A 23,417-nucleotide genomic window follows, 5' to 3' on the forward strand; every position below is an offset into this window, starting at 1 on the left:
GGTCTGTATTCATTATTGCTGCTGGTTCGGGGTTGGGTTGGTTTCATCAAGAGAATCTTCCTGTATCCCGCTCTCAATATTATCAACATTGGAACCCTGTTTCCGGCCTGAGTATGTGTCTTCAACAGAATCATCATTCTTTGCTGAAACATTATTCCCATCAACAAGAACAACTACAGCACAATTCTCAACCACCGCCCTGCGTTTAAGCACGGCCCTGACTTTTGCTGCATCCTCAAGAGAGAGAATAATGCTGCTGCGTGAATTTCCGTGTGTATTCACGGCCTTGACTTTCAAAGGAAAATTTCCGGCTCTGGCGCGCAGATTTTCGGACTTTCCATCAACCATATAAGCCACAAGACCATGTTTGAGAACAGACTCCCTGCTGACCGCAAAAGTTCCGTACACACCTACCCCTTTACCGTCGTAGATAAGCGGCAGCAAAACAGGGGTGTAAGGAAACCCTCTGGCATCAATAACCACCCCGCTGTATACATTACTGTCTATGTAGCCGTTATCAGCTCCTTCAAGGGCCTGAATTTCAACCCCGGTTTCACCGCGCTCACCGGAAATGGTCGGCGGGATACCGGTCTGGAAAGAAATAGTAGGCGGAATAATAATCGAAGAAAGGCCGTTGCGCAGATTCAATGCTGAAGTAACTATTACGGTTCCGGTATCCAATTTCGTGCTGAGTAAAGAGTTCTGCACGTATCCGCGCAGAGAATTCAAGGATTTAATATCATTTTTCAGAAGGCTGGATACCTTGTGTTTACCATCCACGGATAAACCGAGGACCACATCCAGCAGCCCTTTACGTGATTCCACCCCGCCCTGCCGCACGGCGAGGGCCTTGCTGCGCACGGGGTCAATGCTGCCCGGCATCAGTTTGATCGCTGACGAAGCTGAAATAAAACCGTCAGCCCAGTTAATGACGGTCCTGTCTGTTTTTTCAATCAGGCCGCCAAAACCGTTGCTTTTATCTATGGCTCCCTCCTGGGCAAATGCAGAAGAAGCAACCAGCAGAAAGATTAAAGCCAGAAAAGTATATATTCTCATTGGTATTCCACCATTAAAATTTCAACTCAGGAAAAATTTATTCAATAACCGCCTACCCATATAAAACCCAATACCCTTCCAGGCCTCAATCCGCAAGCCACCGCTCTACAAAATTAACAGCTCTGTCAGACTCATGGGGTGCGAACCATTGGATATCCTGCTCCCGTTTAAACCATGTGATCTGCCGTTTGGCATAAGCACGGGTATTTTTCGCCCAAAGGTTAACGGTTTCATTGATGTCAATTTCACCTTTGATAAACCGCATCAACTCCATACAACCGATTCCGGTCCAGCCGGGCGCGTTTTCATCCGGACATTTTTCCCAAGCCTTACGAGCTTCCTCAACCGCCCCGGCCTCAAGCATTTTTTCAATACGCAACTTGAGCAGCGGGGTCAGTTCGTCAAGATCGACCTTGATGCCTATCTTCAGAAAATTATAAGGTGAAGGGGGGACTTCACGGTTATGCCACCATGTAAAGGGCTTGCCCGTGGCCTCGTAAACTTCGAGAGCTCGTGCGTTACGCTGACGGTTGTTGGGGTGGGTCCGTTTGCAGTATTCAGGATCAATCTTCTCCAGCTCAGCGTAAAGAGCCGGACCACCCTCCACTTCCGCACGCTTGCGGATGCTCTCCCGTATTTCGGCCGGAATATCCGGGATAGGTGCCAGTCCTGAAGTCAGGCTTTGCAGATACATACCGGTGCCGCCGACCAGCACCGGGAGTTCATTCTCCGCAGCAGCATCAATACGCTCTTTGGCCAATTCGACAAAACCGGCGGCATTAATGACCTCGGTGGTAGGCAAAAACCCATAAAGCTCATGCGGACAGACTCCCCTCTCCTCCAAACTGGGTTGGGCTGTGATAACCGGGAAATCTGCATAAACCTGCCGTGAATCAAAATTAATCACCCGTACGGGAAATTTCCGGGCCATGCCCAGCGATGTGGCGGTCTTTCCGGCCCCGGTAGGGCCTAGGATGCATACAACGGGTCTGCGCTTTTCCATTATTATTTACCGGGAACAAGCCTTTCGATTACTTCATCATAAATCTGACGCGGTACAAGTCCCTTGATATCCCCGCCGTTCACAGCCACATCTTTGATGATCGTTGAACTCAGATACATCCATTTGTAGTCAGTCATCAAAAAGATAGTCTGAATATCATTATCAAGACGACGGTTCATGAGTGCCATCTGAAATTCGTATTCAAAATCGGAAACAGCGCGCAAACCACGCATAATCACATTGGCCGGGCTTTTCTCCACGTAATGGACCAGTAATCCATCAAAAGAATCGACCTCCACCTGCGGATGATGCTCAAAAATACGCTTAGCCATGTCCACCCTTTCTTCAAGGGAGAACTTTGTCTTCTTCGAAGTACTGCCCGCCACAGCGACTATAACTTTGTGAAATGTTTTGATCCCGCGCATAACCAAAGAAAAATGGCCACGGGTAAAAGGATCAAAGGTACCGGGAAAAACTGCAGTTACTGGCTTTACTTCTGCCATAATAAAATCCTCGTTTGACCGTAGAGTTTGTTGACCAGCAAATCGAGACACTCCACGTATTCAGATTCCGGAGGTTCCACTTTATCCTCCACTTCCGCCAACACAAACCCATCCTCGGAAAGCCAACCGTTTTCCAGAGCTGCGTCAAGAGCCTTGGGCAGCAGATCATATCCGTAGGGAGGGTCTATAAAAATAAGATCGTACGGTTTATCCGGGGCCTTTCCGAGCACTTTGAACAAATCGGCCTTAAAGACCTTGTACTCTTTCTGAGAAACCCCCAGTTCCTTAAGATTGGTATTGATCAAGGCAGCGGCACGCCCGTTTTTCTCAACAAAAAAGGCAAACTCAGCTCCTCGGCTGAGAGCTTCGATGGCAAGGCTTCCGCTTCCGGCAAACATATCCGCCACGCGCAGCCCGTCCCAGTCCACGCCTCTTGATTCGAGCATGGAAAAAATAGCCTGCCGCACCTTGGATGTAGCCGGACGGTATCCGGGACCGCTGGCAGTCTTGATCACCCGGCCCCCGTATTTACCGCTTATAAGTCTCATATTTATAATTCCGAAATAAGTTCTATTACCTGACGGTTGATATCAAGCAATCTGTCTCGCAGTTCAGTCTGACTCAGGAAAGATTGAGCCTGAACCTTGTCCAGTCTGCCCCTGAATTCAGTAAAAAGCTTCTCAGAATCCTTGAGCAGAAAATCCCAGTCTATTTCAGGTTTTGCAGGCTTTCCTTTGATTACGGGCTGCATTTCCCCGCCGGGAACAAGCATAAGTTCTTCCCGGTAATCGGCGATATGCACCTTATAACCGAATTCCTGCTTGATGCGACCGGCCAGCACCTTTTGGCCTTTAGGCTCGCCGTGGGTCAATATGATTTTCATGGACGGGCTGTCAAAGTGCTTCAGCCAGTCAATCATCTCATCCTGCCCGGCATGGCCTGAAAAACCGTTGATTGTGAAGATTTTCGCCTCCACAGCCAGTTTTTCGCCGAAAATGGTGATGTTGTCCGCACCATTGACCAGCCTGCGACCCGGAGTACCCACTCCCTGATAACCTACAAATACCACACTGGAATCTTTTCGCCAGATATTATGACGCAAATGGTGTTTGATTCGCCCTGCGTTAGCCATGCCGCTTGCAGAAATAACAATAGCCGGGCCGGAAGTCTCGTTGATAGCCTGTGATTCCTCAGTGGAGAGGGTAAATTTCAGGTTTGGCAAGGAAAGAGGATCATTGCCGTTATGCATCATTTCCTTGGTATCAAGGTCAAAGAATTCTGGATGGCTTTTGAAGACCTCCGTGGCCTTGATAGCAAGAGGGCTGTCCAGATAAACAGGCATATCTGCCGGGAGCTTACCAGCTTTATAGAGCATATGCAGGGTGTAAATAAGCTGCTGCGAGCGCTCCACCGCAAAGGCCGGGATAACAACCTTGCCGCCCCTTTCGTAACTCCATTTAATTGCCTCGGCCAGTTCATCGAGACTGTTGGAAGAATCCTTGTGATTGCGGTCCCCGTAAGTGGACTCCATAAGCAGGTAATCGGCCTTATCAATGATACTGGGGTTACGCACTATAAGCTGGTCCTTATGTCCCAGATCACCGGAAAAGACTATCTTTGTGGTTTCCCCGGCTTCCTTGATCCATAATTCAATGAAAGCAGAACCGAGAATATGCCCGGCATCCTTGAAATTAACGGTCACCCCTTCCGCAGGGTCAAAACTGGACCCATACTGCACGGTGCGCATGAGCGGTACAGTCTTAATGGCATCATCCTGCTGATAGATAGGAGAAATGGGAGACATCCCCTTACGCAACCTTTTGCGGTTGGCCCACTCGGTTTCCATTTCCTGAATGTATGCACTGTCCAGCAACATGATATCCAGCAGATCGCGGGTGGGGGTAGTCATATAGATAGGCCCCTTAAAACCGGCACGCACCGCAGCGGGAAGCAGACCTGTATGGTCTATGTGGGCATGGGTAATCAGGATGAAATCGAGATTTTTGGGATCATATTCAGCTATGCCCCGGTTACGTTTTTCAATCTCGGCATTACCTTGATGAAGGCCGCAATCCACGGCGAATCTTGAATTTTCAGTTTCAATAATATAGCAGGAACCGGTAACGGTCTTAGCTGCACCCATGAAAGTTATCTTCATTCACCCTCCAATTAAAGTCCGTGAAATATTTCAGACTATCATTGTCTCTCTTTATTTGATAATTCGAATGCACTGTTACATGCACCAATAATGAAATTCAGGCAACAGCGGAGCACTTAGAAATTGCAGCAGCACAATCAGAAAAAAGCATACTTATACGGCCTCTCAGCCGTACTTATCTGGTCCACAGTGGCTTCGGCATTCAAGATAGCGCTGGGCTATATGGACCCGCTGCAACTGCTCTTCTACGCGGTAATATTCTCCACCGTCTCACTTTTTGCCATTCTGAAAATACAGGGTAAAATCGAGCTGATAAAACAAATGGGCGGAAAAGAGCTGCTCAAAAACGGACTGCCCGGCCTGCTCAACCCGTTCCTTTATTATATAATTCTTTTCAAAGCCTACGCCTTGCTCCCGGCGCAGGAGGCCCAGCCGCTGAACTACACATGGGCCATCACACTGTCACTATTATCCATCCCTTTGCTAGGCCAGAAGATGACCGTACGCGAACTGCTGGCAATACTGACCAGTTATATGGGTGTTGTGGTTATTTCGACCCACGGCAACTTGCTCGATATTGAATTCAGCAATGGATTCGGGGTCTTTCTGGCCTTGTTCAGCACGATATTATGGTCCCTGTACTGGATCATAAATGCAAAAAGCAAATGCGATCCACTGATCGGGCTATTTCTCAATTTCTGCTTCGGACTGCCTTTTGTGACCGGGGCAATGCTGCTCTTTTCCGGTCCGCCGCCTCTGGAAGTTCCGGCAATCCTCTCCGCCGCCTATGTGGGACTATTCGAAATGGGCATAACCTTCGCACTCTGGCTGAACGCCCTGAAACTTACAGAAAAGGCTTCCAGAGTCAGCAATCTGATTTTCCTTTCCCCATTTATTTCGCTTATCCTGATCCATTTCATTCTAGGGGAGGCAATACTTCCCTCTACGCTTGTGGGACTGATTTTTATCGTGGGAGGAAATGTGATTCAACAGCTTGGTAAAAAGAATTAAGCTAAGGCCAGAAAATGGCTAAAGGCCCCGCTGTCATTCCGCAGTATTGGGCATTGCTTCGAGTTTTTATTTGTGAGCGCGACCAAGTTGTCATCGAAGACAAAAATACAAAAGGACCGGGCTGGAGGCGTCCCGATCCTTTTTGTATTTTAAGGAGTGATGATGAAGAATGAAGACTATATATTTATTCGGGCTATTCTTGAAGCAGATGCAGGGGAACATCTTTTTCGCCCGTCTTGTTTTGCTACTTAGCATCTAGTGTGCCAAAATTTTTTTCACATATTTACAACAGCTTACCAAAAATCATATTTCTTTATCGCCATTTACTCATCTTTTTGCACATCTTTTTTGCACATATGTGCAATGCACAAGTTCACAAAACTGCACATCCGTTCAGTCCTGCACAAATATTTAAGTTTAAGAATTGACGTCAAAACTGTTAAATCCGCGCAACCTACTGTACATAACTTTTTTCCCGTATTATGTAGTTGGTAGAAGTATACGAAGAAACATTGAATTAGAACTCAATGTGGCTTCAAGCAACATGATTTAATAAAGGAGTAAACTATGCATACACGCCTTTCAGATGTGTACCTTAACAAGGAAATTAATGAAAAAATTGAGGATGCCTGCCATAATCTGGGAATCAGCAAAAGCATGTTTTTAAATGTTCTTTTGCAGGAATTGTTCAGCAAGGCCGGTCCGGAAGACCTTTTTTACAACCGGGTCAAACTCTGCAATGATAAAGAAATCTCATCAAAAGACACGACCGGGCAGATCCCCCAGTAACCAGATTACCCGTCACGCCAAGGCCGTATATTTAAAAAGAATCAATTCGAAAAACGGCAACAGAACTAAAGGACGGCGCAAAAATTCAGGACAAACAATTCGATAAACCTGTATTTTTGCGCCCATGTTTCTTCATTCAAGCTACCCACCTCATACCGCGCAGCATTTTCATGCTGCTTTTTTTTGCCCTTGATCCCCTCCGCAAACTCTTTCCTCTCACTACAATTTTATTATGCACGCAATGACATATGTAAGATTTGACAATAATTCACCTACTAAATATACGGTTATTGTGATTCCTTTTAAATTTTAACTATCTTACAACCGGAGAAAGAAGAATGCGTTTAATATCTTTAGGAGTAATGCTTGTGATGCTTTCCCTGATATCAGCTGTTCCGGCTTTTGCCGCAGATAAAATCAGCGGCGATGTAATAATGTTCCATGCCGGCAGTCTTTCTGTTCCCCTCGCTAAAATGGAAAAAGAATTTGAAGCCATGCACCCCGGAGTAGACATCAAGCGGGAAGCCGGCGGCTCCACAAAAATGGCCCGTATGATTTCTGAAGTCGGTAAACCAGCAGACATCATGGCCTCTGCAGACTACGTTGTAATCGATAAAAACCTGATCCCTAAATACGCGGACTTCAACATCCGTTTTGCCTCCAACCAGTTGGTTCTCTGCTACACAGACAAATCCAAATTCGCTTCTGAAATCAATGCCGACAACTGGTATGACATCCTTCTGAGACCCGGCGTAGTCTGGGGCCACTCCGACCCCAACCTCGACCCCTGCGGATACCGCAGCGTCATGGTACTGCAGCTGGCTGAAAAATTTTACGGCAAAAAAGGCCTTTACGATAAGCTGATCGCCCAGCGTAAAAAAGAATGGGTCCGCCCCAAATCAGTCGAACTGATCTCCCTGCTCAAAACAGGAAACATGGACTACGCATGGGAATACCTCTCCGTAGCAGTACAGCACGGCCTGAAGTACATAACCCTCGATAAACACATCAACCTTTCCGATTACAAATACAACAACTTCTACAAACAGGCTAAAGTGACCGTCAGCGGCAAAAAGCCCGGTACTACCATCGAACGTATAGGAAAATCCATCACCTACGGCATTACCCAGCTCAAGGATGCTCCTAACAAGGCTGCTGCCACTGCATTCATGGCTTACATGCTTTCCCCAGAGGGTGGCCTGAAAATCCTGAAAGAAATGGGTCAGCCTCCCTTTATTCCGGCTATCGTTCCGGACGAAGCAATGGTCAAAAAAATGCCCGCAGAACTGCAGAAACTTGTTAAAGTAAAAAAATAATACGAGATAAAAATGGAAAGCCGGGTTTTAGAACCCGGCTTTCTCCTCCCAGCCCATGAGAAAATTTCACAAGACATCAGTAAGCAGCATTGTCTCCACCATTCTGGTCCTCGGCTTTATTCTAGTTCCTTTAAGCCAGTTGATTCTTGGGTCCAGCTACGATGAATTACTTCAGACAATCATGGACCCGGACGTACGCGCAGCCATCATCCGCAGCATGCTCTGTTCCGGTCTGGCTGCACTTATTTCTTTCGCCATAGGCACCCCTTTTGCTTTCCTGCTGGCACGCAAGGACTTCAAAGGCAAGGCAATGGTTGAATCAATCATCGACATGCCGATCATGATCCCGCATCCGGTCATCGGTATTGCCCTGCTGTCCATTGCCGGACGCAACCACTGGATAGGGCAGATACTGATTGATGCCGAAATACGCATTATGGGAACAAATACCGGCATCGTGGCTGTGCTGGTCTTTGTGGGACTTCCTTTTTACCTCAATGCTGCACGTGACGGTTTTGAATCCGTACCGGAAAGGCTGGAAAAAGCGGCCCGCACTCTCGGGGCCTCTCCTGCCCAGACATTTTTCAGGGTAACCCTGCCGCTGGCATGGCGATCCCTGCTGACCGGGATGATCATGTGCATGGCCCGCGCACTCAGCGAATTCGGAGCTGTGGTCATTGTAGCCTATCATCCCATGATCGCCCCGGTACTGATGTACGAAAGGTTCACTGCCTACGGGCTGTCATACTCCCGTCCGGTGGCAATCTGGCTTATTTTCTTATCACTTGTGCTTTTTGCGGCACTTAGACTTCTTTCACGCGGACTGGGGAATAGGGATTCATGATAAAAATAGAAAAGCTGACAATAGAACTGCCTGAATTTGTGCTGCAGGAAATCGACCTGCATATTGCCGAAGGCGATTTTTTCACCCTGCTCGGTCCAACCGGTTCCGGAAAATCCGTACTGCTGGAAACAATCGCCGGGCTGGTTCCGGTCTCTTCCGGTTCCATTAAAATTTCCGGTAGCGAAATCACCCAAATTCCACCTGAAAAAAGGGGATTGTCCATTGTTTATCAGGACTACGCTCTTTTTCCGCATTTGAGTGTGCTGGAAAACATTACATTCGGAGCGAAATACAAAGGAATCAATAAAGACAGGGCAACACAAAAAGCCTCCGAACTTGCTGAAAAACTTAATATTTCACATTTACTGACCCGTACTCCGCTACATCTTTCCGGCGGAGAAAGGCAGCGCGCAGCCATTGCCCGCGCCCTGCTGGTGGACCCGGCGGTGCTGCTGCTCGACGAACCGTTGTCCGCACTGGACCCCGCCTTCAGGCAGGAAGTTCAGGACCTGCTCAAGAATTTGCATCGCGAAACAGGTATCACCTTTGTCATGGTCACCCATGATTTTGATGAAGCGCTTTATCTTTCGACAAACGGAGCAATCATCAGGAACGGAAAACTGGTCCGTAAAGGAAAAATCAGGGATATTTTCAATTCACCCGGCTCTGAATTCGTAGCCGGATTCGTCGGCATGAGTAACATCTATCCCTGCAACCCCATGAGCGATTACGTAAAGCTGGGCGATATCGATCTTACTTACACTAAAGAAAAAGAAGGCTCGGAAACAAGACTCGCTTTCAGGCCAGAAGAAGTCCTGCTGGGTAGTGAAATCGGGGAACACAACGAACAGAACAGTTTTTACGCCACTATCAAGGGAATCACTGCCGGTGGATTCCACGCCAGAGTAACCCTTGAATACGGAGACATGGAAATATTCGCCCTTGTACCCCGTAAAATGATCGGTAACGGCGAACTTGAACCGGGCCTGCCCATCAAGGTGGCTATTCCTGAGCAGAGTCTGCATCTGTTTTAATTACAGATACTCAAACTTGAATCATATCCGATTCAACAGAGTCTCCGCCTCTGCCCTTTCTGGAAAATAGTCTTTGTTTTTCAAAAGTTTGACAAGTATACCTTTGGCATCATCGTTCTCTCCCTCATGATTAATGACCATGGCTTTGTGATACAGTGCCGCTGGAAATCCCGGAAGAATCTGAAGAGCAGAATTCAGCACATGCAATGCCTGCTTATATTCGCCATTCAGGTAAAGCACAAAACCGAGCGTATCAAGTGCTTCCGGACTCTTGCTGCCGGCAGCCTCACGGGCCAGCTTCAAAGCTTCTGCCATGTATTCGTCATTATCCGAAAACCTTGTAGCCAAAAGATAGGCAAGGTTATTTTCCGCCAACTGAAATCCGGGATGCTGCTGCAGAAGCTTTGAATAAACCTCACGCGATTTTTCATACTCCCCGGACTTCTCGTATAAAAGTGCCAAAATAAACTTCGGACCGGGACTTTGGCTGTCTTTCTTTTCCTCTTCCTTGAATTTTGCAATTCCGGCTTGGAGTTTCTTATCGGCAACATACAAATCACCGATCCGCAGGTAAGGAAGCATCCATTCCGGTGCAAGTGCCACAGCCTTGAAAAAATTGGTTTCAGCTTTTTCAAAACGTCCCCAGTCTGCGTAAACCCGTCCCAGCAACTCATAGATACGCGGATTATCGGGTAACCTGACCAACAATTTTTCGCAAAATTTTATTGCTCTGGTATATCTTTTCCGGACGCAGAGAACATCAACCTTCCCCTTAATCGCAGCAAAGGAATCAGGTAAAATCTTCATGGCTTCGTTGTAATGCTTTTCAGCAAGGGAATACTTGCCTTCAGCACGGGCAAGTTCGGCCATTTTCATCGGCCCCACCGGGGAATCAGGAAACTTTTTTGATAGTTCATAAAAAGTGCGGTTAGCCAGGCTCCTCTCACCCTTGAGGGCATAGACATCGCCGATAGAGGCCATAATCCCAATGTCGTCAGGACGCTTTTCCCCTAAGCGCTGCAGTTCAAGTATTGCCTGATGCCAATCCTTGCTGTCGAGATAGGTATTGATCAACAACTCTCTTGCCGGAGCATAGCCGGGCTCAAGAGAAATTGCTTCCTTGAGATTATCAATGGCGATACTTGTTTCACCATTAATCAGATGCGCCCGGGCCAGCAATACATATGAGGAAGCACTCTCGGGGTTATCCCTGACCACCTGCCGGAATTCTGATACAGCAAGATGACCGCGCCCCTCAAAAAGGTAAATCCGCCCCCTGAGGTTGTGAGCTTCGGTATCATCAGGGTTGAGTTCAATAATCTTGTCCAGCTGCTCAAGAGCCTTACCCGGATCATTCATATCCAAAAACATTGTGGTCAACTGCTTGCGGTAAACAACAGGATCGGAGCTCTCGGCACCTTCAGGATCAAGGGCTACGCCATCCTCAAAAATCTTCACCGCCTCACCCTGCCGCCCCTGCGACATATAAAGACCGGCAAGGGCCGTCCTGATGGGCAGAGAAGTTTGATCTAAGGTCAAGCCTTCCTTAAGAATATTCTCCATCTCTAAAAATCGTTTCTGAGAATTAAGAATCCTTGAATAAATTACCCTGAACTCCGCTTTATCAGGATGGTTGCGCACGACCCCGGCCAGCAATTCAGAAGCCTTGCCGACGTTTCCAGATGCAGAATAGAACTCAGCTGCGAAAACATCAGTCCGGGCATCACCTCCCCCTGCCTCCAAAAGTTTTTCCACATATTTAACGGCGTTGTCATTTTGATTGCTGTTACGATAAAAAGTTACCGTTTTCATCAGCAAGGAAGTGTCATGGGGAATACTGCTTATCCCTTCCAGCAGTGCATTCTCTGCCTCGTACATCTTACCCTGACGTGAGTAGACACTATTCAGGGCAAGATACACATCCGGGTTGCCCGGATCTCCATTCAGGGCAATTTCAAGCATCTTTTCGGCTTCGGATAATTTTTTATTCTCAGCCAGAACGGAAGCAAGTACCAGCCGGGCTTCAATATTTGTTGAATCCTGATTCAAGGCCTCACGGGCCATGTCCCCGGCATTATCGTATTCATGGGCCAGCAGATAAAGCTTGCTAAGCTCAACCTTGGCATCGACCAACACTGGATCAAGGTCTGCGGCATACTTGAAATTGACAAAAGCTCCCTGAAAATTACTCTTTTCAAGATAAATTCTACCCAGCAATAAACGGCATGGAGCACACTCAGGGTCAAGGGAAAGAGCATTTTTAATCTCAAGACCGGCTTCTGTATTCATCTTTTTACTGTAGTAGTCCAACGCCTTCTGGTAAAAATCATCCCGTCTTTTTTCACATCCGCCAAACAGACAGACGGTTACAATAATCAGCACCAGCGCAACACTATTCTTTCGCATTGATTTCCCCGCGTTTGTTGATTCAATACAGAAACATTATTCAGGAAGCTAAGGCTTAAGCTTTATTGAAAAACTCTTGATAAAATTATCAAAACTAACGCGCTCAGGAACAAACAGCGCTGAATGCAAATACATATTTCCGGCAAAATACAAGCTCAAAACACAAGCCATGATGAAAATATGCAAAGATCTTCCAACTGGATTCCCATAATATCCAGGCCGTGAGTTGGCGCGCTGTTCAGGCTTTCGACCGCCGACCAGATTCAGCAGCAGACTGCATGCGGCCATCAGGCCGATTGAAAGCAAATAAATAACTATGCCCGAAGCATCGTGGAAAAAATTTTCCGCCGTTTCCACTGAAACATTACGGGCCAGATAACCGACAATGGCAATACGCAACGCGTTGGTAAAAATCGCAGTTGGCACAGTTGAAAGGAGAACCAGTATCCTCTGCCATGTTCGGGTATTAAACCAGCAGCCCATCAGTATCCCGAGCAGAACAGTCGGAAAAACATAACGCAGCCCGCTGCAGGCATCCACAACATGTAGTTGGATCAACCCGAGATCAATAACATTGCCCTCTCTGAATACCGGAATATCAATGAACTGCATTATGCGAACGGAAATATCTGATGAGATAAGGCGTAATTTAAAAGTCAAAATACGGTTGATAAACAGCGGCGGCGGAACAGCAAAAGCCAGCACTAGAAGCGGAAAGAAAAAAGCTTTCATGGAACGCCAGCCGTAGATAAAAAGAACCAACGCCACAAAGCAAAGCCACATGGATACAAAAACAAGAGCATCAACAGCCGAGGCTTTGCCCATGAAAAAAAAGATTCCGGTCAGCAGCAGGACGACATAAGCCGATCCGGTTGACGGGGTTATTACTTTCGGCAACAAATCCCTCCTCTGCCACGCCAGGAGAAGGGCAAGGGGAACTACCAGCCAGCAATAGGAAGAATCACCGGTATTCCACCGTCTCACCAGGGGCATAAAGGAATCCCAATAGAGCACAATCCATGCTGCCACAACCGAAACAAAAGAAAAAAAAGCTGCCACGTATAACACTCCCCGAAGCAATAATTCCCGCAAATAAAAACAGCGGAACGAACTAACGAGTAACAGAAAAACGCCTGATCAGAAACATCAAACCTGCTGGAATAAAAAACTTAGTGCAATGAGCCCCGGTTCTGCCGGGGGGAGGGACTGCATTAACAACAACCGCATTATCGCGCCCAATCTAAAGTCTGCGTATCTTATTATAAAACAACAAACTCAGTGTAATTTTTCCAGATAAACGACCGCAAACTTTCAAATTTGAACTGCAAAAACAGGTGCAAAGCCACCCCCGCAACAATTCTTCTGAACATTGTAACATTGCAGTAACAACGTAGTCTGAATTGAGAGTAATTCTTGCGCACCGTAATGATTCAAAGACCATAATACGGATAAATTGAATACTGTTACCTGTCGGGGACACTAATTATGCTGCAATTATTGAAAAAAAAAGCTTCCAGTTTCGCTGAATCACACCAAGACAAGCTAAATATCTTCGAGGGACCGGGAATCGGCAGCCTCATCCAGAATGTAGGCCTGCTTAATATATTATACTTTGCAATTCAGGACTTTCCCACCCTCTCAGCCATGTACGGTCCGGAATGGGCGGAACAACTCGAGGCTGAAATACGGTCAGCTATTCAAGAAGAAGGTAAAAAACTTCTGAAGCATGATGATTTTCATATCTTCTCATTTAATGCCGGAGAATTTTTCCTTCTGGATCCAACCGAAACCATAAGCAATTTTTCGTTGCAGGAACTGGCATATCAATTAAAAGTCAAGATTGAAAACCGCATCAAAAGCGACCAGATAAGCCGAACCGGAAATAGCATAACCATTAATAGCGGCCATTCCTCATTTAAAGCTGAACATTCAAATGACAAACTGTGGTCCAATTTTCTTTCAGCCATTGGTACAGCACGCCTTGAGGCACAAAAAAACGTCGATATTTCAAAACTTGAATTAAGCAACGAATTTAACGACATTATCATCGGTTCAAATGTCCGCAGCCACTACCAGCCAATTGTAAATTTAAACGATAAATCAATACACGGTTGGGAAGCGCTGGCAAGAGGTCCGCAAAAATCTCCCTTCCGTTCACCGCTGACTCTTTTTGATATGGCGGAAAAACTGGGGAAATTGTTCCAGCTGGAAAAACTCTGCCGCGAAGCCGCAATCAGGGCTTTCGGTAACCACAGCCCCCAGCATAAACTCTTCCTGAATATTCACCCCAGAACAATTGTCGACCCCAACTTCACCACCGGGGAGACCAAACGCCTCTTGGATAAATGGGGCCTGAAACCCGGCAACATCGTTTTTGAGATTACAGAAAGACATAGCGTGAAAGACTTTAAAACCTTCCGCAAAACCTTGGACCATTACCGCAATCAGGGATATCTCGTTGCCATTGACGATGCGGGAACCGGCTATTCCGGCCTTACTTCCATTGCCGAAATCAAGCCGGACTACATCAAACTGGACAAGTCATTTGTCGACAACATTGAAACCAATCAGGTCAACCGGGCCTTGATCGACACCTTCACAGATTTTGCCGAAAAAATCGGCGGCAAGCTGATCGTGGAAGGCATTGAAACTCAAGAACAGGCCATTACGGTCACCGACATGGGCGTCCATCTGGGACAGGGATTTTTCTTTGCCAAACCGCAACAGGAAAAACCGCAACTCAGTGAAAAAGCACTGACCCTGCGCCGGACATCGGACAGACTTTCAAACGTAACCACCTATGGCATCCCGGTAAAAAATCTGGTCAACAAAGTTGAATTTGTGGAATCAGACACTCCGGTACCCATGGTTCAGCAGCTGTTTAAAGAATCCAATGCCAGAAACAGCATTGTGGTTATCAAAAATAATTATCCTTGCGGACTGGTCATGGAATACAACCTCAACAAACACCTTTCCGGCAAGTACGGGGTAGCCCTCTACTCCAACAAGCCGATATCCTCGGTGATGGATGACGGCCCTCTCATTGTGGATCTCGAAACCACGGTAGAAAAAGTATCCCAGCAGGCCATGGCCCGGTCCAGAAAGAAAGCATATGATGATGTTATCGTTACACGGAAAAGCCAGCTCATGGGTACGGTTTCAGTGCAGCGTCTGCTGGACACACTGGCCCACGTTCAGGTTGAAATGGCCAAAGGAACCAACCCCCTCAGCGGATTGCCCGGCAACCTTGACATTGAAAAAGAGATTGGACGCCGTATGAAGGCAAGCGAGAGATACAGCATTATCTACGCAGATCTCGACAACTTCAAAGTCTATAACGACACTTACGGATTTAAAAACGGAGACAAGATCATTCTCCAGATCAGCAAAATTATCTCATGGGCAACCAAAAAACATGGAACAAATGGAGATTTTGTGGGACACATAGGCGGAGACGATTTCGTAATGGTTACCAACACCACAAAAGCTGAACGCATATGCAAATCAGTAACCCGCATTTTTAAAAGACTGGTCAAACAGAACTACAATGAACACGATGCCGGAAACGGCTGGATGGAAGGAAAAGGTCGTGATGGACATGTCTCCAGATTCCCGCTCGTATCAGTTTCGCTGGCAATCCTCGACTGCGAACCGGACCAGAATCTCATGGAGATCGGCGAACAGGCCGCATCGCTGAAAAAATGGGCTAAATCCATAGAAGGAAACTGCTGGGTACGGGAAAGAAGACGGAGATAGAATTTAAGACACTCTCCGACATTCAGCTATAAAAATTGAGCATCAGGCGGCAACATGATCACAATAAATTCTCATCGAAAATCTGCTTAATGCGATAGCGCAGGTTGGTAAATCGTTTACCTGCGGTCACGTTATTCAGTCCTATTGAAAAAGCCCGCTTGCTACCGATAAGAACAGCCAGTTTGCGGGCCCTTGTAAGCCCGGTATAAAGCAGATTGCGCTGCAACAACAAATAATGCTGGGAAACAATCGGCATGACCACTGCCGGATATTCGCTGCCCTGTGATTTATGCACGCTGACCGCATATGCAAGGGTCAACTCATCCAGCTCTGAAAGCTCATAGTGGACAATATTGCCATCAAATTCGGCTGTGAGTTCATTTTCCTCGGAATTAATATACATGACCCGGCCAAGATCACCGTTAAAAACTTCTTTTTCGTAGTTGTTGCGTAACTGTAAAATACGGTCACCTACTCGATATTCCACAAAACCGCGTTTCAACCCTTTTCCGTTTCCGGGATTAAGGCGCTCCTGCAGCAATGCGTTCAGCTTCTGGGTACCCACATCGCCCTTATGCATAGGGGTCAGCACCTGTACATCGGTCATTGGATCAAGGCCGTAACGCTCTGGAATCCTCTCGCAGACAGTCTGGGCTATCATTTCCTGCACCTTCTGCGGAGATTCCTGCGGAATCCAGAAAAAATCGGCCTCCGGTGCTTCTGCCGGATGCCCTAAAGGAAACTCACCGTCATTAATACGGTGAGCATTGACTACGATATAGCTTTCCTGTGCCTGCCGGAAAATATGATTCAGTACGGCACTCGGCACCTGTCCGCTCTGCAAAAGATCAGAAAGCACGTTCCCCGGACCGACAGATGGGAGCTGGTTCACATCACCCACAAAGATAACCCGGCAGGTTAAAGGAACCGCCCGCAGCACAGCAAGGCAAAGCTGGGCATCAAGCATGGAAGCTTCATCCACAACCAGCACATCAGCCTTGAGCTTCTGGTCCTCATTGTAATAAAATCCGCCGTCTTCCGGGGTAAACTGCAACATACGGTGGATGGTGGAGGCCTGACGCCCGGTTGCCTCGGAAAGCCGCTTGGCAGCGCGTCCGGTGGGAGCAGCAAGCTTGATTTTAAGCCCCAGCTCTTTCAAGGTCATAACCACGGCACGGGTGATGGTGGTCTTACCTGTACCCGGCCCCCCCGTGATGATAAAAAATTTATTTACACACGCCTCCAAGACAGCCTCACGCTGTTCATCTGAAAGCTCGAAACCAAGCTCCGCTTCAACTTCCGGTAGGGCTTTCTCCACCTTTTCCCGGCTGACCGGTGACGGATGGCTGACCAACCCATGCAGCCTTTTGCAGATCTCCCGCTCAAAACGGTAAAAATGCATCAGGAAAACAGCCTCGTCGATGTCCTGCTCCGGCAGGTTTTCCACCCGGACCCGTTTGCGTTCTTCAAGGGAAAGGATGCCCTCACTGATCAGCTCCAGATCAACCCCGCCGAGCATCTTGGCAACATCCTCGATGAGCTTGGCTTTCGGGGAAAACATATGTCCGCCCCGCTCACTCATAGAAAACAATGAATAAATAATGGCCGCTTCAATACGTTGCGGAGAATCCGGCGCGAAACCGAGTTTCAATGCCATTGTGTCAGCTGTTTTAAAACCGATACCCCGGATCTCATAAGCCAGCTCGTAAGGATTTTCACTTATCCTGCTGACAGATTGCGCACCATAAAGATTAAAAATTTTGGCAGCGTAAGTGGGAGGAACATCATGTGTGTGCAGGAAAAGGATAAGATTCTTTATCTCGCGCTGGGATGACCACGACTCTTTGATATCTTCAAGCTTCTTCTTGGAAATACCTTTGATCTTGAGCAGTTTTTCCGGTTCATCGTCAAGAATATCCAGCACGTCAATGCCGAAAGTCTTAACCATATCAGTAGCAATAGCTTCGCCGATGCCCTTAATGGAAGATGATTTCAAAAACCGGATAACTCCGGCCTCGGTCGCAGGCCGGACCCTTTCATAAAAATCGGCCTCAAACTGACGGCCGAACTTTGGATGCTGTTTCCAGCGCCCGTGGAGTTCTACCGATTCTCCGGGTGTAAGAGAGCCCAGAACTCCCACAACCGTAATCTGCGAAGGCTCGTCCTTGGATGAGACACGGGCTACAATATAGCCGTTCTCTTCATTGTGATAAACAACTGTCCGGACTTCACCAGTAAGCGTATCTGACATTTTGCCTTCGGCGACCCTGCGGGGCTTCATTTTGATGCGCTACGCGCTATTTGATTAAATTATTTTGCCTCCGGCGGCTTAAACCCTTTTCCAAAAGGATTTAAGAATCCCAAAACGTTTTGATAGTTTTGATCTACTGGAATTCAGGAAGGCATACCTTGTTATACTCAACTACAACTTCTGGCGATATTCCAATGACTGCCGGAGAGTTTCTTTATCTGTATACTTAACTTCCGATCCGATGGGGATGCCCTGCGCAAGACGGGAAAGCTCGATTCCGGGAAATTTATTTTCAACCATATTTTTAATATAGGAAGCAGTGGCTTCAGCGTCTACAGTGGCACCCAGTGCAAGAATAAGTTCCTTGACCTCTCCCTTTGCAAGGCGCTCCTCAAGTTTCTGGAACTCCAACTGCTGCGGAGTCACCCCGTCAAGCGGAGAAAGCAGGCCGCCAAGCACGAGGTAGTAACCTCGGTACAGTCCCATCTCCTCAATTGCCAGCAAGGAATCCCATTCCGAAACAAGACAGAGCTTATCGTGCTCCCGCTTGGGATCGGAACAGATCTTACAGGGGCAGGTATCGGTAATGCTTGCGCACTGCTCACAGATGCAAAGCTTCTCACGCAGATCAATCACGCTCTGCCCGATGCCCGTAACTTTCTCTCTGGGCATCTTCAACATAGTCAACGCAATACGAAGTGCGGATTTGGGACCAAGACCGGGAAGTTTCGCCAATTCCTGCGCGACTACCCTTAACGGCTCAGGTAAATTTTCCATTTAGAAGCCTCCGGCGGCTCTCCGAGGGTCAAAAAAACCTTTTACAAAAAGGTTCTCTGGACTCTCCTAAAACTTTTAGTAAGCTTCGCATCTGTTAACAACAGAACCGTCTAAGCTCAAAAATCGTTCCACATAAAATATCACTATGGGGAAAAATATTTACAAAAAAACACCCCAAAAACCAGCTCTCCCGGCGACGAAGCCCTATCAAAAAATTTTGAAAGGATGGGGTCTGGGGAAGGGAAACTTTTGGAAAAGTTTCCCTTCCCCTGCCGCCGGAGGCATCAAATAATTTAGAACATGCCGGGAATGTTCATACCACCAGTAATGGCAGACATTTCTGATTCCATCATGGCTTTTGCTTTTTTGTTGGCATCGTTGACTGCAGCAAGTACGAGATCCTGAATCATTTCAACATCACCGGACTCAACGATAGTGGGGTCAATTTTGATTTCAAGCACTTCAGAAGAGCCATTAACTTTCACGTTGACCATTCCGCCACCGGCAGAGCTTTCCACTTCACGGGTCTTGAGATCATCCTGCAGAGCGGTCATTTTGCGCTGCATAATCTGAGCCTGACGTACGAGATCGTTCATACCTTTCATTATATTACTCCTTGAGATAATTGACTTGTTTACAACAATGAACCGCCGGAAAAATCCCGTCGGTCCGGTTAAATATCTTTGCGCGGATCAATGGAAATAATACTTGCCCCGAAAGACTCAATCACCCTTTTTACATCCGGGTGAGCTTCCACTTCATCACGAATTTCCTGCCTGCTTTTACGTTTGCCCTTCTGGCTGATCTGGATTTCCAGCTCAGTTTCAGGGCCGAAATACTCGGAAACCAATCGTTCGACAACCCCACGTGAGTCACGTCCGGCCACCTGACCATGATGAAACGGATTGGCACAGGTCAGGACAAGCTTACCGTCTATCAACTCACCCTTACATTTGCTCAGGCCGGAAATGGAACCATTCCCGCTATCGGACACGTACTTCAAAAAGCCATCAAAATCACGCGGACCGCTGACAGATGCAGGGAATGACGGCTTGGCAGAAGCAGGTTCAGGAACCGGCTCCAATTGCAAATGAGGTTCCGCTGCCGTATTTTTGGGTTCAGGTACGGGTGGATTAATATCTGTATCGAGCTGTAAATCTGCCGCGTCAGGGAGGGAGGAATCCTCAGCTCCCATATCGTTTGCAGAACGATTACCGGCCGGAGAACCGGACTCTGTACGTCCCATGGGGCGACCATTCACGGCCCCCATTCCCTGCGGCTGCATACCCTGATTCTGCATAGACTGATTTTGAGGCGGAACCTGATGCGGCTGCATACCCTGCTGAGCTCCGGCCTGCCACGGCGGAGTCTGTCCGCCTGTTTGTCCGCTGGTCTGATGTCCACCGCCTGAGAGACCCGTAGCGGGCTGACTTGGAGGAGGAGTCTGATTTAGTGATTGCGGTGCTTGTTGCGGACTTGGAGCAGCAGAAGCGAGCGCACCGGCCCGTTCCATGGAAATAAGGTCACTCAGACTGGCCATGTTGAGCAGCAGCAGCTCCAAAGCCATAGCCGGTTCAAGACTGGTCATAACTTTACGCTGTCCGTCAACGGTCATCTGCCAACAGGCATGGATAAAGGAACGGTCAAAAGTCTGAGCCCATTTCATGAACTCGGCAGCTTCCTCAGAAGATAATCCAAGCAAAGGCACAGCCCGCTCACCGGACTGGTTAAGCAAAAACATGTTTCGCCAGCAATTGCCCAGTTCACGGATAAAGAAACCAAGATCAAGTCCGCGCCCGAGAACCTGCTGCACAGTCTCACCCACTGAAACCAGATCACGCACATGAATCGCCTGCATTAACGAGAAAAAAACATCCCGCCCGGCAAGACCGAGAATGGAGCGAACATCTTCTTCCAGCAGTTTCTCACTGCCGAGAGCCAGCACCTGCCCCAGCAAAGACATGGAATCACGCACACTGCCCGCGCCGCGTTTGGCAATAAGATCAATTGCGCCCTGCTCAAAATCAATCTTTTCCATATTCAGAATATTGGAAAGATGGGCGGTAAGCTCATCATTGGTTAGCATCTTAAAGGCATAATGCTGGCAACGGCTGATAATGGTGGCCGGAAACTTGTGAGTTTCCGTTGTCGCCATGATAAAAGTCGCATGCGGCGGCGGCTCTTCAAGAGTTTTAAGCAGAGCGTTGAAGGCCTGCACTGTAAGCATATGCGCTTCATCTATAATAAAAACCTTGTACCGGAATTCAATCGGCGCATAGCCGATATCTTCCTTGAGTCGGCGGGCGTCATCAACTTTACCGTGTGATGCGGCGTCAATCTCGACCACATCAACACCCACGCCGGCAGTAATCTGACGGCAGTTGTCACAAACGTTGCAAGGTTCGGCGGTCGGTGCATTTTTACAATTGAGCGCCTTGGCAAAAATTCTGGCAATGGTAGTCTTGCCGACCCCGCGTGTGCCGCTGAAAAGATATGCGGGTGCAACCTTATCCTGAGCCGCTGCACGGGAAAGGATTGTTTTGACTGCTTCCTGTCCTGCGACTTCAGCAAAAGTCTGCGGACGGTATTTTGCTGTCAGATTCGATGTACTCATAATAATTAAGATGCCTTCGGCGACCCTGCCGGGAACCTTAAACCTTTTTTGATTCGCAAGGTTTAAGAATCCAAAAAACTTTTATTAAGCTTCGCTGCTGTTAGCAACGAATCCCACATACAATCATACGCGGGGAAAAAAATACAAATAATACCCCGTTCTAAATAACCTGCGGCGAAACCTTATCAAAAGGTTTTGAAAAGATGGGGTTTGGGGAAGGAAAACTTTTGCAAAAGTTTTCCTTCCCCAGCCGCCGGAGGCATCAAATAATTAAATTTCGTAGTAATCCAGCCAGCCTTTGTACTTGTCATTTCCGCCTTTAACAGCGTTGAAGTACTCTTTCTGGAGGATGGTACCGATAGGACCGCGCTTGCCTTCACCTATTACGCGGTTATCCACTTCACAGATGGGGGTAACTTCAGCGGCAGTGCCACAGAAGAAAGCCTCGTCAGCAATATAAAGTTCATCGCGGGTGAAGAGCTGCTCTACCACTTCGTAACCGAGATCGCGGGCAACCTTCATCAGGCTGGCACGGGTGATACCCGGAAGTACTGAAGTAAGCGGGGTTGTCTTGATCAGATTATCTTTTACGATAAAAATATTCTCGCCGGTAGCCTCGGAAACAAAACCTGCGGTATCAAGCATGAGCGCTTCGTCGTAACCGTCTTTCACAGCCTCAACCTTGGCAAGGATGGAGTTTACGTAGTTACCGCAAGCCTTGGACTTGGTCATCATTGCGTTTACATGATGACGGTTGAACGAAGAGGTCTTTACACGGATGCCTTTTTCAAGGGCTTCTTCTCCAAGATAGGCACCCCACGGCCATGTTGCAATGCAGACACGGATGGGGTTGGAGCCGGGATGTACACCCATGACACCGTCACCGATGAAAACCAGCGGGCGGATGTAACCTTCCTTCAGACCGTTCACCTTGAGGGTTTCAAGAATTGCATCATGAATTTCTTCAACAGTGAAAGGAATAGTCAGACCGAGAATCTTTGCGGAATCAAAAAGACGAACCACATGTTCACGCAGTCTGAAAACAGCGGATTTGCCGTCCACAGTGGCGTATGCACGAATACCTTCGAAAACACCGGCACCGTAGTGCAGAGTGTGGGTCAGCACATGAACCTGTGCATCGTCCCAGTTAACCATTTCTCCGTCAAACCAGATTTTTTCTGCTTTTTGAACCATTAAGTCCCCCTAATTTTCTTCTATAAATATAAGCAGCGCAGGAGCATGATGACCTCGCTTAATTGCAACGCATAACAACAGAATGAATGAAGCTAAAAAAAAGAGGGTCCGAGGTCAAGAAGGAACGGGAATATCAAGGTCATGAAATAGCAGAAATCATTCACAGGGAAACACGAAATGGACGGAAGCCAACAAGCTCCCGCCCTATATATGGTACATCACCGGCAAAAATCAGACGCTGACAACGGAGTTTTCACAATCTCCGTAAGGAGTCGTTTCAGTACGGTCAGGTTCGCTATCGTTAAACCATTTGCTGCCGGCCAGATAACGGAACTGATAATCGCGCCCGGTTTCAAGATCCACGGTAACAGTATATTTACCGCTTTTCAGTTTTTTCATGGGAATGGCATTTTCATCCCAATCATTAAAATCGCCGACCAGATAGATTGCTTCGCCGTTTTCTACCTGAGTCTTTTCCACTTCAAATTTAACCTTGCAGACAGGTTTGGTTTTCAAAAACTTCTTGGAAAGAGCCACATGGTCCTCCTGATGATTTAAATTTCAGAAACGTCAGTGATAAAATTTTTCTATTAACAATTAATCGCGATTTTTTTTTAATGTCAACATAGTCGAAAAAAAATACATGCAACCGTCACTATAAGTAAGGGAAACGATATTCAGTAAAATTGAATTTTATCCGATGTA

At 47.4% G+C, this 23,417-nt stretch carries 19 protein-coding genes; 6 read left to right on the plus strand and 13 right to left on the minus strand.

Annotation, left to right across the window (positions count from 1 at the left end):
- Positions 1 to 12: 12 nt before the first annotated feature.
- The 5 genes from ACKU41_RS04450 to ACKU41_RS04470 all read right to left on the minus strand — a co-directional run bounded on the left by ACKU41_RS04450 (position 13) and on the right by ACKU41_RS04470 (position 4,720).
- Positions 13 to 1,056 carry a hypothetical protein gene (locus ACKU41_RS04450; RefSeq protein WP_319780163.1) on the minus strand — a complete coding sequence of 348 codons (1,044 nt, stop codon included), beginning with the start codon at positions 1,054 to 1,056 and terminating at the stop codon, positions 13 to 15.
- 85 nt (positions 1,057 to 1,141) lie between these two features.
- Positions 1,142 to 2,059: a tRNA (adenosine(37)-N6)-dimethylallyltransferase MiaA gene (gene miaA / locus ACKU41_RS04455; protein ID WP_319780165.1), complete on the minus strand. Its 918-nt coding sequence runs from the start codon at positions 2,057 to 2,059 to the stop codon at positions 1,142 to 1,144.
- A gap of 2 nt (positions 2,060 to 2,061) precedes the next feature.
- Positions 2,062 to 2,562: a pantetheine-phosphate adenylyltransferase gene (gene coaD / locus ACKU41_RS04460; protein WP_319780166.1), complete on the minus strand. Its 501-nt coding sequence runs from the start codon at positions 2,560 to 2,562 to the stop codon at positions 2,062 to 2,064.
- Positions 2,550 to 3,110 (minus strand): 16S rRNA (guanine(966)-N(2))-methyltransferase RsmD, encoded by a 561-nt coding sequence (gene rsmD / locus ACKU41_RS04465; protein ID WP_319780167.1) that lies wholly within the window; start codon positions 3,108 to 3,110, stop codon positions 2,550 to 2,552. Before rsmD ends, coaD begins: the two co-directional genes overlap by 13 nt.
- 2 nt (positions 3,111 to 3,112) lie before the next feature.
- Positions 3,113 to 4,720, minus strand: a complete 1,608-nt coding sequence (locus tag ACKU41_RS04470; RefSeq protein WP_321404340.1) for an MBL fold metallo-hydrolase — start codon at positions 4,718 to 4,720, stop codon at positions 3,113 to 3,115.
- Positions 4,721 to 4,843: 123 nt separating this feature from the next.
- On the opposite strand from ACKU41_RS04470, the gene ACKU41_RS04475 reads away from it, so the two are divergent.
- The 5 genes from ACKU41_RS04475 (at position 4,844) to ACKU41_RS04495 (ending at position 9,714) form a co-directional block, all read left to right on the plus strand.
- Positions 4,844 to 5,731, plus strand: coding sequence for a DMT family transporter (locus ACKU41_RS04475; RefSeq protein ID WP_321404342.1), 888 nt, complete (start codon positions 4,844 to 4,846; stop codon positions 5,729 to 5,731).
- Between the two features lie 567 nt (positions 5,732 to 6,298).
- The gene (locus ACKU41_RS04480; RefSeq protein ID WP_319780170.1) at positions 6,299 to 6,520 is read left to right on the plus strand and encodes a hypothetical protein; all 222 of its coding nucleotides are present in this window, start codon (positions 6,299 to 6,301) and stop codon (positions 6,518 to 6,520) included.
- Between the two features lie 338 nt (positions 6,521 to 6,858).
- Positions 6,859 to 7,836 carry a tungstate ABC transporter substrate-binding protein WtpA gene (wtpA, locus tag ACKU41_RS04485; protein ID WP_321404344.1) on the plus strand — a complete coding sequence of 326 codons (978 nt, stop codon included), beginning with the start codon at positions 6,859 to 6,861 and terminating at the stop codon, positions 7,834 to 7,836.
- A gap of 55 nt (positions 7,837 to 7,891) precedes the next feature.
- Positions 7,892 to 8,680 carry an ABC transporter permease gene (locus tag ACKU41_RS04490; protein WP_321404345.1) on the plus strand — a complete coding sequence of 263 codons (789 nt, stop codon included), beginning with the start codon at positions 7,892 to 7,894 and terminating at the stop codon, positions 8,678 to 8,680.
- Entirely contained in the window at positions 8,677 to 9,714 is a 1,038-nt protein-coding gene (locus tag ACKU41_RS04495; protein ID WP_321404346.1) for an ABC transporter ATP-binding protein, read from the plus strand. Before ACKU41_RS04490 ends, ACKU41_RS04495 begins: the two co-directional genes overlap by 4 nt.
- 21 nt (positions 9,715 to 9,735) lie before the next feature.
- Here the strand turns inward: ACKU41_RS04495 and ACKU41_RS04500 are convergent, their stop codons facing one another.
- Both ACKU41_RS04500 and xrt read right to left on the minus strand, forming a co-directional pair.
- The gene (locus ACKU41_RS04500; protein WP_321404347.1) at positions 9,736 to 12,120 is read right to left on the minus strand and encodes a tetratricopeptide repeat protein; all 2,385 of its coding nucleotides are present in this window, start codon (positions 12,118 to 12,120) and stop codon (positions 9,736 to 9,738) included.
- Positions 12,121 to 12,168: 48 nt separating this feature from the next.
- A complete protein-coding gene (gene xrt, locus ACKU41_RS04505; RefSeq protein WP_321405243.1) occupies positions 12,169 to 13,113 on the minus strand; it encodes an exosortase in 945 nt (314 codons plus the stop codon).
- 492 nt (positions 13,114 to 13,605) lie between these two features.
- On the opposite strand from xrt, the gene ACKU41_RS04510 reads away from it, so the two are divergent.
- On the plus strand, positions 13,606 to 15,876 hold the full coding sequence (locus ACKU41_RS04510; RefSeq protein ID WP_321404348.1) for a GGDEF domain-containing protein: 2,271 nt from the start codon (positions 13,606 to 13,608) through the stop codon (positions 15,874 to 15,876).
- A 58-nt stretch (positions 15,877 to 15,934) separates the two neighbouring features.
- On the opposite strand, the gene ACKU41_RS04515 is transcribed toward ACKU41_RS04510, so the two are convergent.
- The 6 genes from ACKU41_RS04515 to ACKU41_RS04540 form a co-directional block, all read right to left on the minus strand.
- Positions 15,935 to 18,127 (minus strand): ATP-dependent RecD-like DNA helicase, encoded by a 2,193-nt coding sequence (locus ACKU41_RS04515; RefSeq protein WP_319780179.1) that lies wholly within the window; start codon positions 18,125 to 18,127, stop codon positions 15,935 to 15,937.
- 171 nt (positions 18,128 to 18,298) lie between these two features.
- Entirely contained in the window at positions 18,299 to 18,904 is a 606-nt protein-coding gene (gene recR, locus ACKU41_RS04520; RefSeq protein ID WP_319780180.1) for a recombination mediator RecR, read from the minus strand.
- A 293-nt stretch (positions 18,905 to 19,197) separates the two neighbouring features.
- Positions 19,198 to 19,509, minus strand: coding sequence for a YbaB/EbfC family nucleoid-associated protein (locus ACKU41_RS04525; protein ID WP_319780181.1), 312 nt, complete (start codon positions 19,507 to 19,509; stop codon positions 19,198 to 19,200).
- 68 nt (positions 19,510 to 19,577) lie between these two features.
- Complete coding sequence (dnaX, locus tag ACKU41_RS04530) at positions 19,578 to 21,518, minus strand: DNA polymerase III subunit gamma/tau (protein WP_321404349.1); 1,941 nt, start codon at positions 21,516 to 21,518, stop codon at positions 19,578 to 19,580.
- A gap of 270 nt (positions 21,519 to 21,788) precedes the next feature.
- Positions 21,789 to 22,712 carry a branched-chain amino acid transaminase gene (locus ACKU41_RS04535; RefSeq protein ID WP_319780183.1) on the minus strand — a complete coding sequence of 308 codons (924 nt, stop codon included), beginning with the start codon at positions 22,710 to 22,712 and terminating at the stop codon, positions 21,789 to 21,791.
- 231 nt (positions 22,713 to 22,943) lie between these two features.
- Positions 22,944 to 23,249 carry an isoamylase early set domain-containing protein gene (locus ACKU41_RS04540; protein WP_319780184.1) on the minus strand — a complete coding sequence of 102 codons (306 nt, stop codon included), beginning with the start codon at positions 23,247 to 23,249 and terminating at the stop codon, positions 22,944 to 22,946.
- Positions 23,250 to 23,417 lie beyond the last annotated feature (168 nt).

The organism is Maridesulfovibrio sp., from assembly GCF_963678865.1.
In the GTDB taxonomy this organism is placed as follows: Bacteria; Desulfobacterota; Desulfovibrionia; order Desulfovibrionales; family Desulfovibrionaceae; genus Maridesulfovibrio.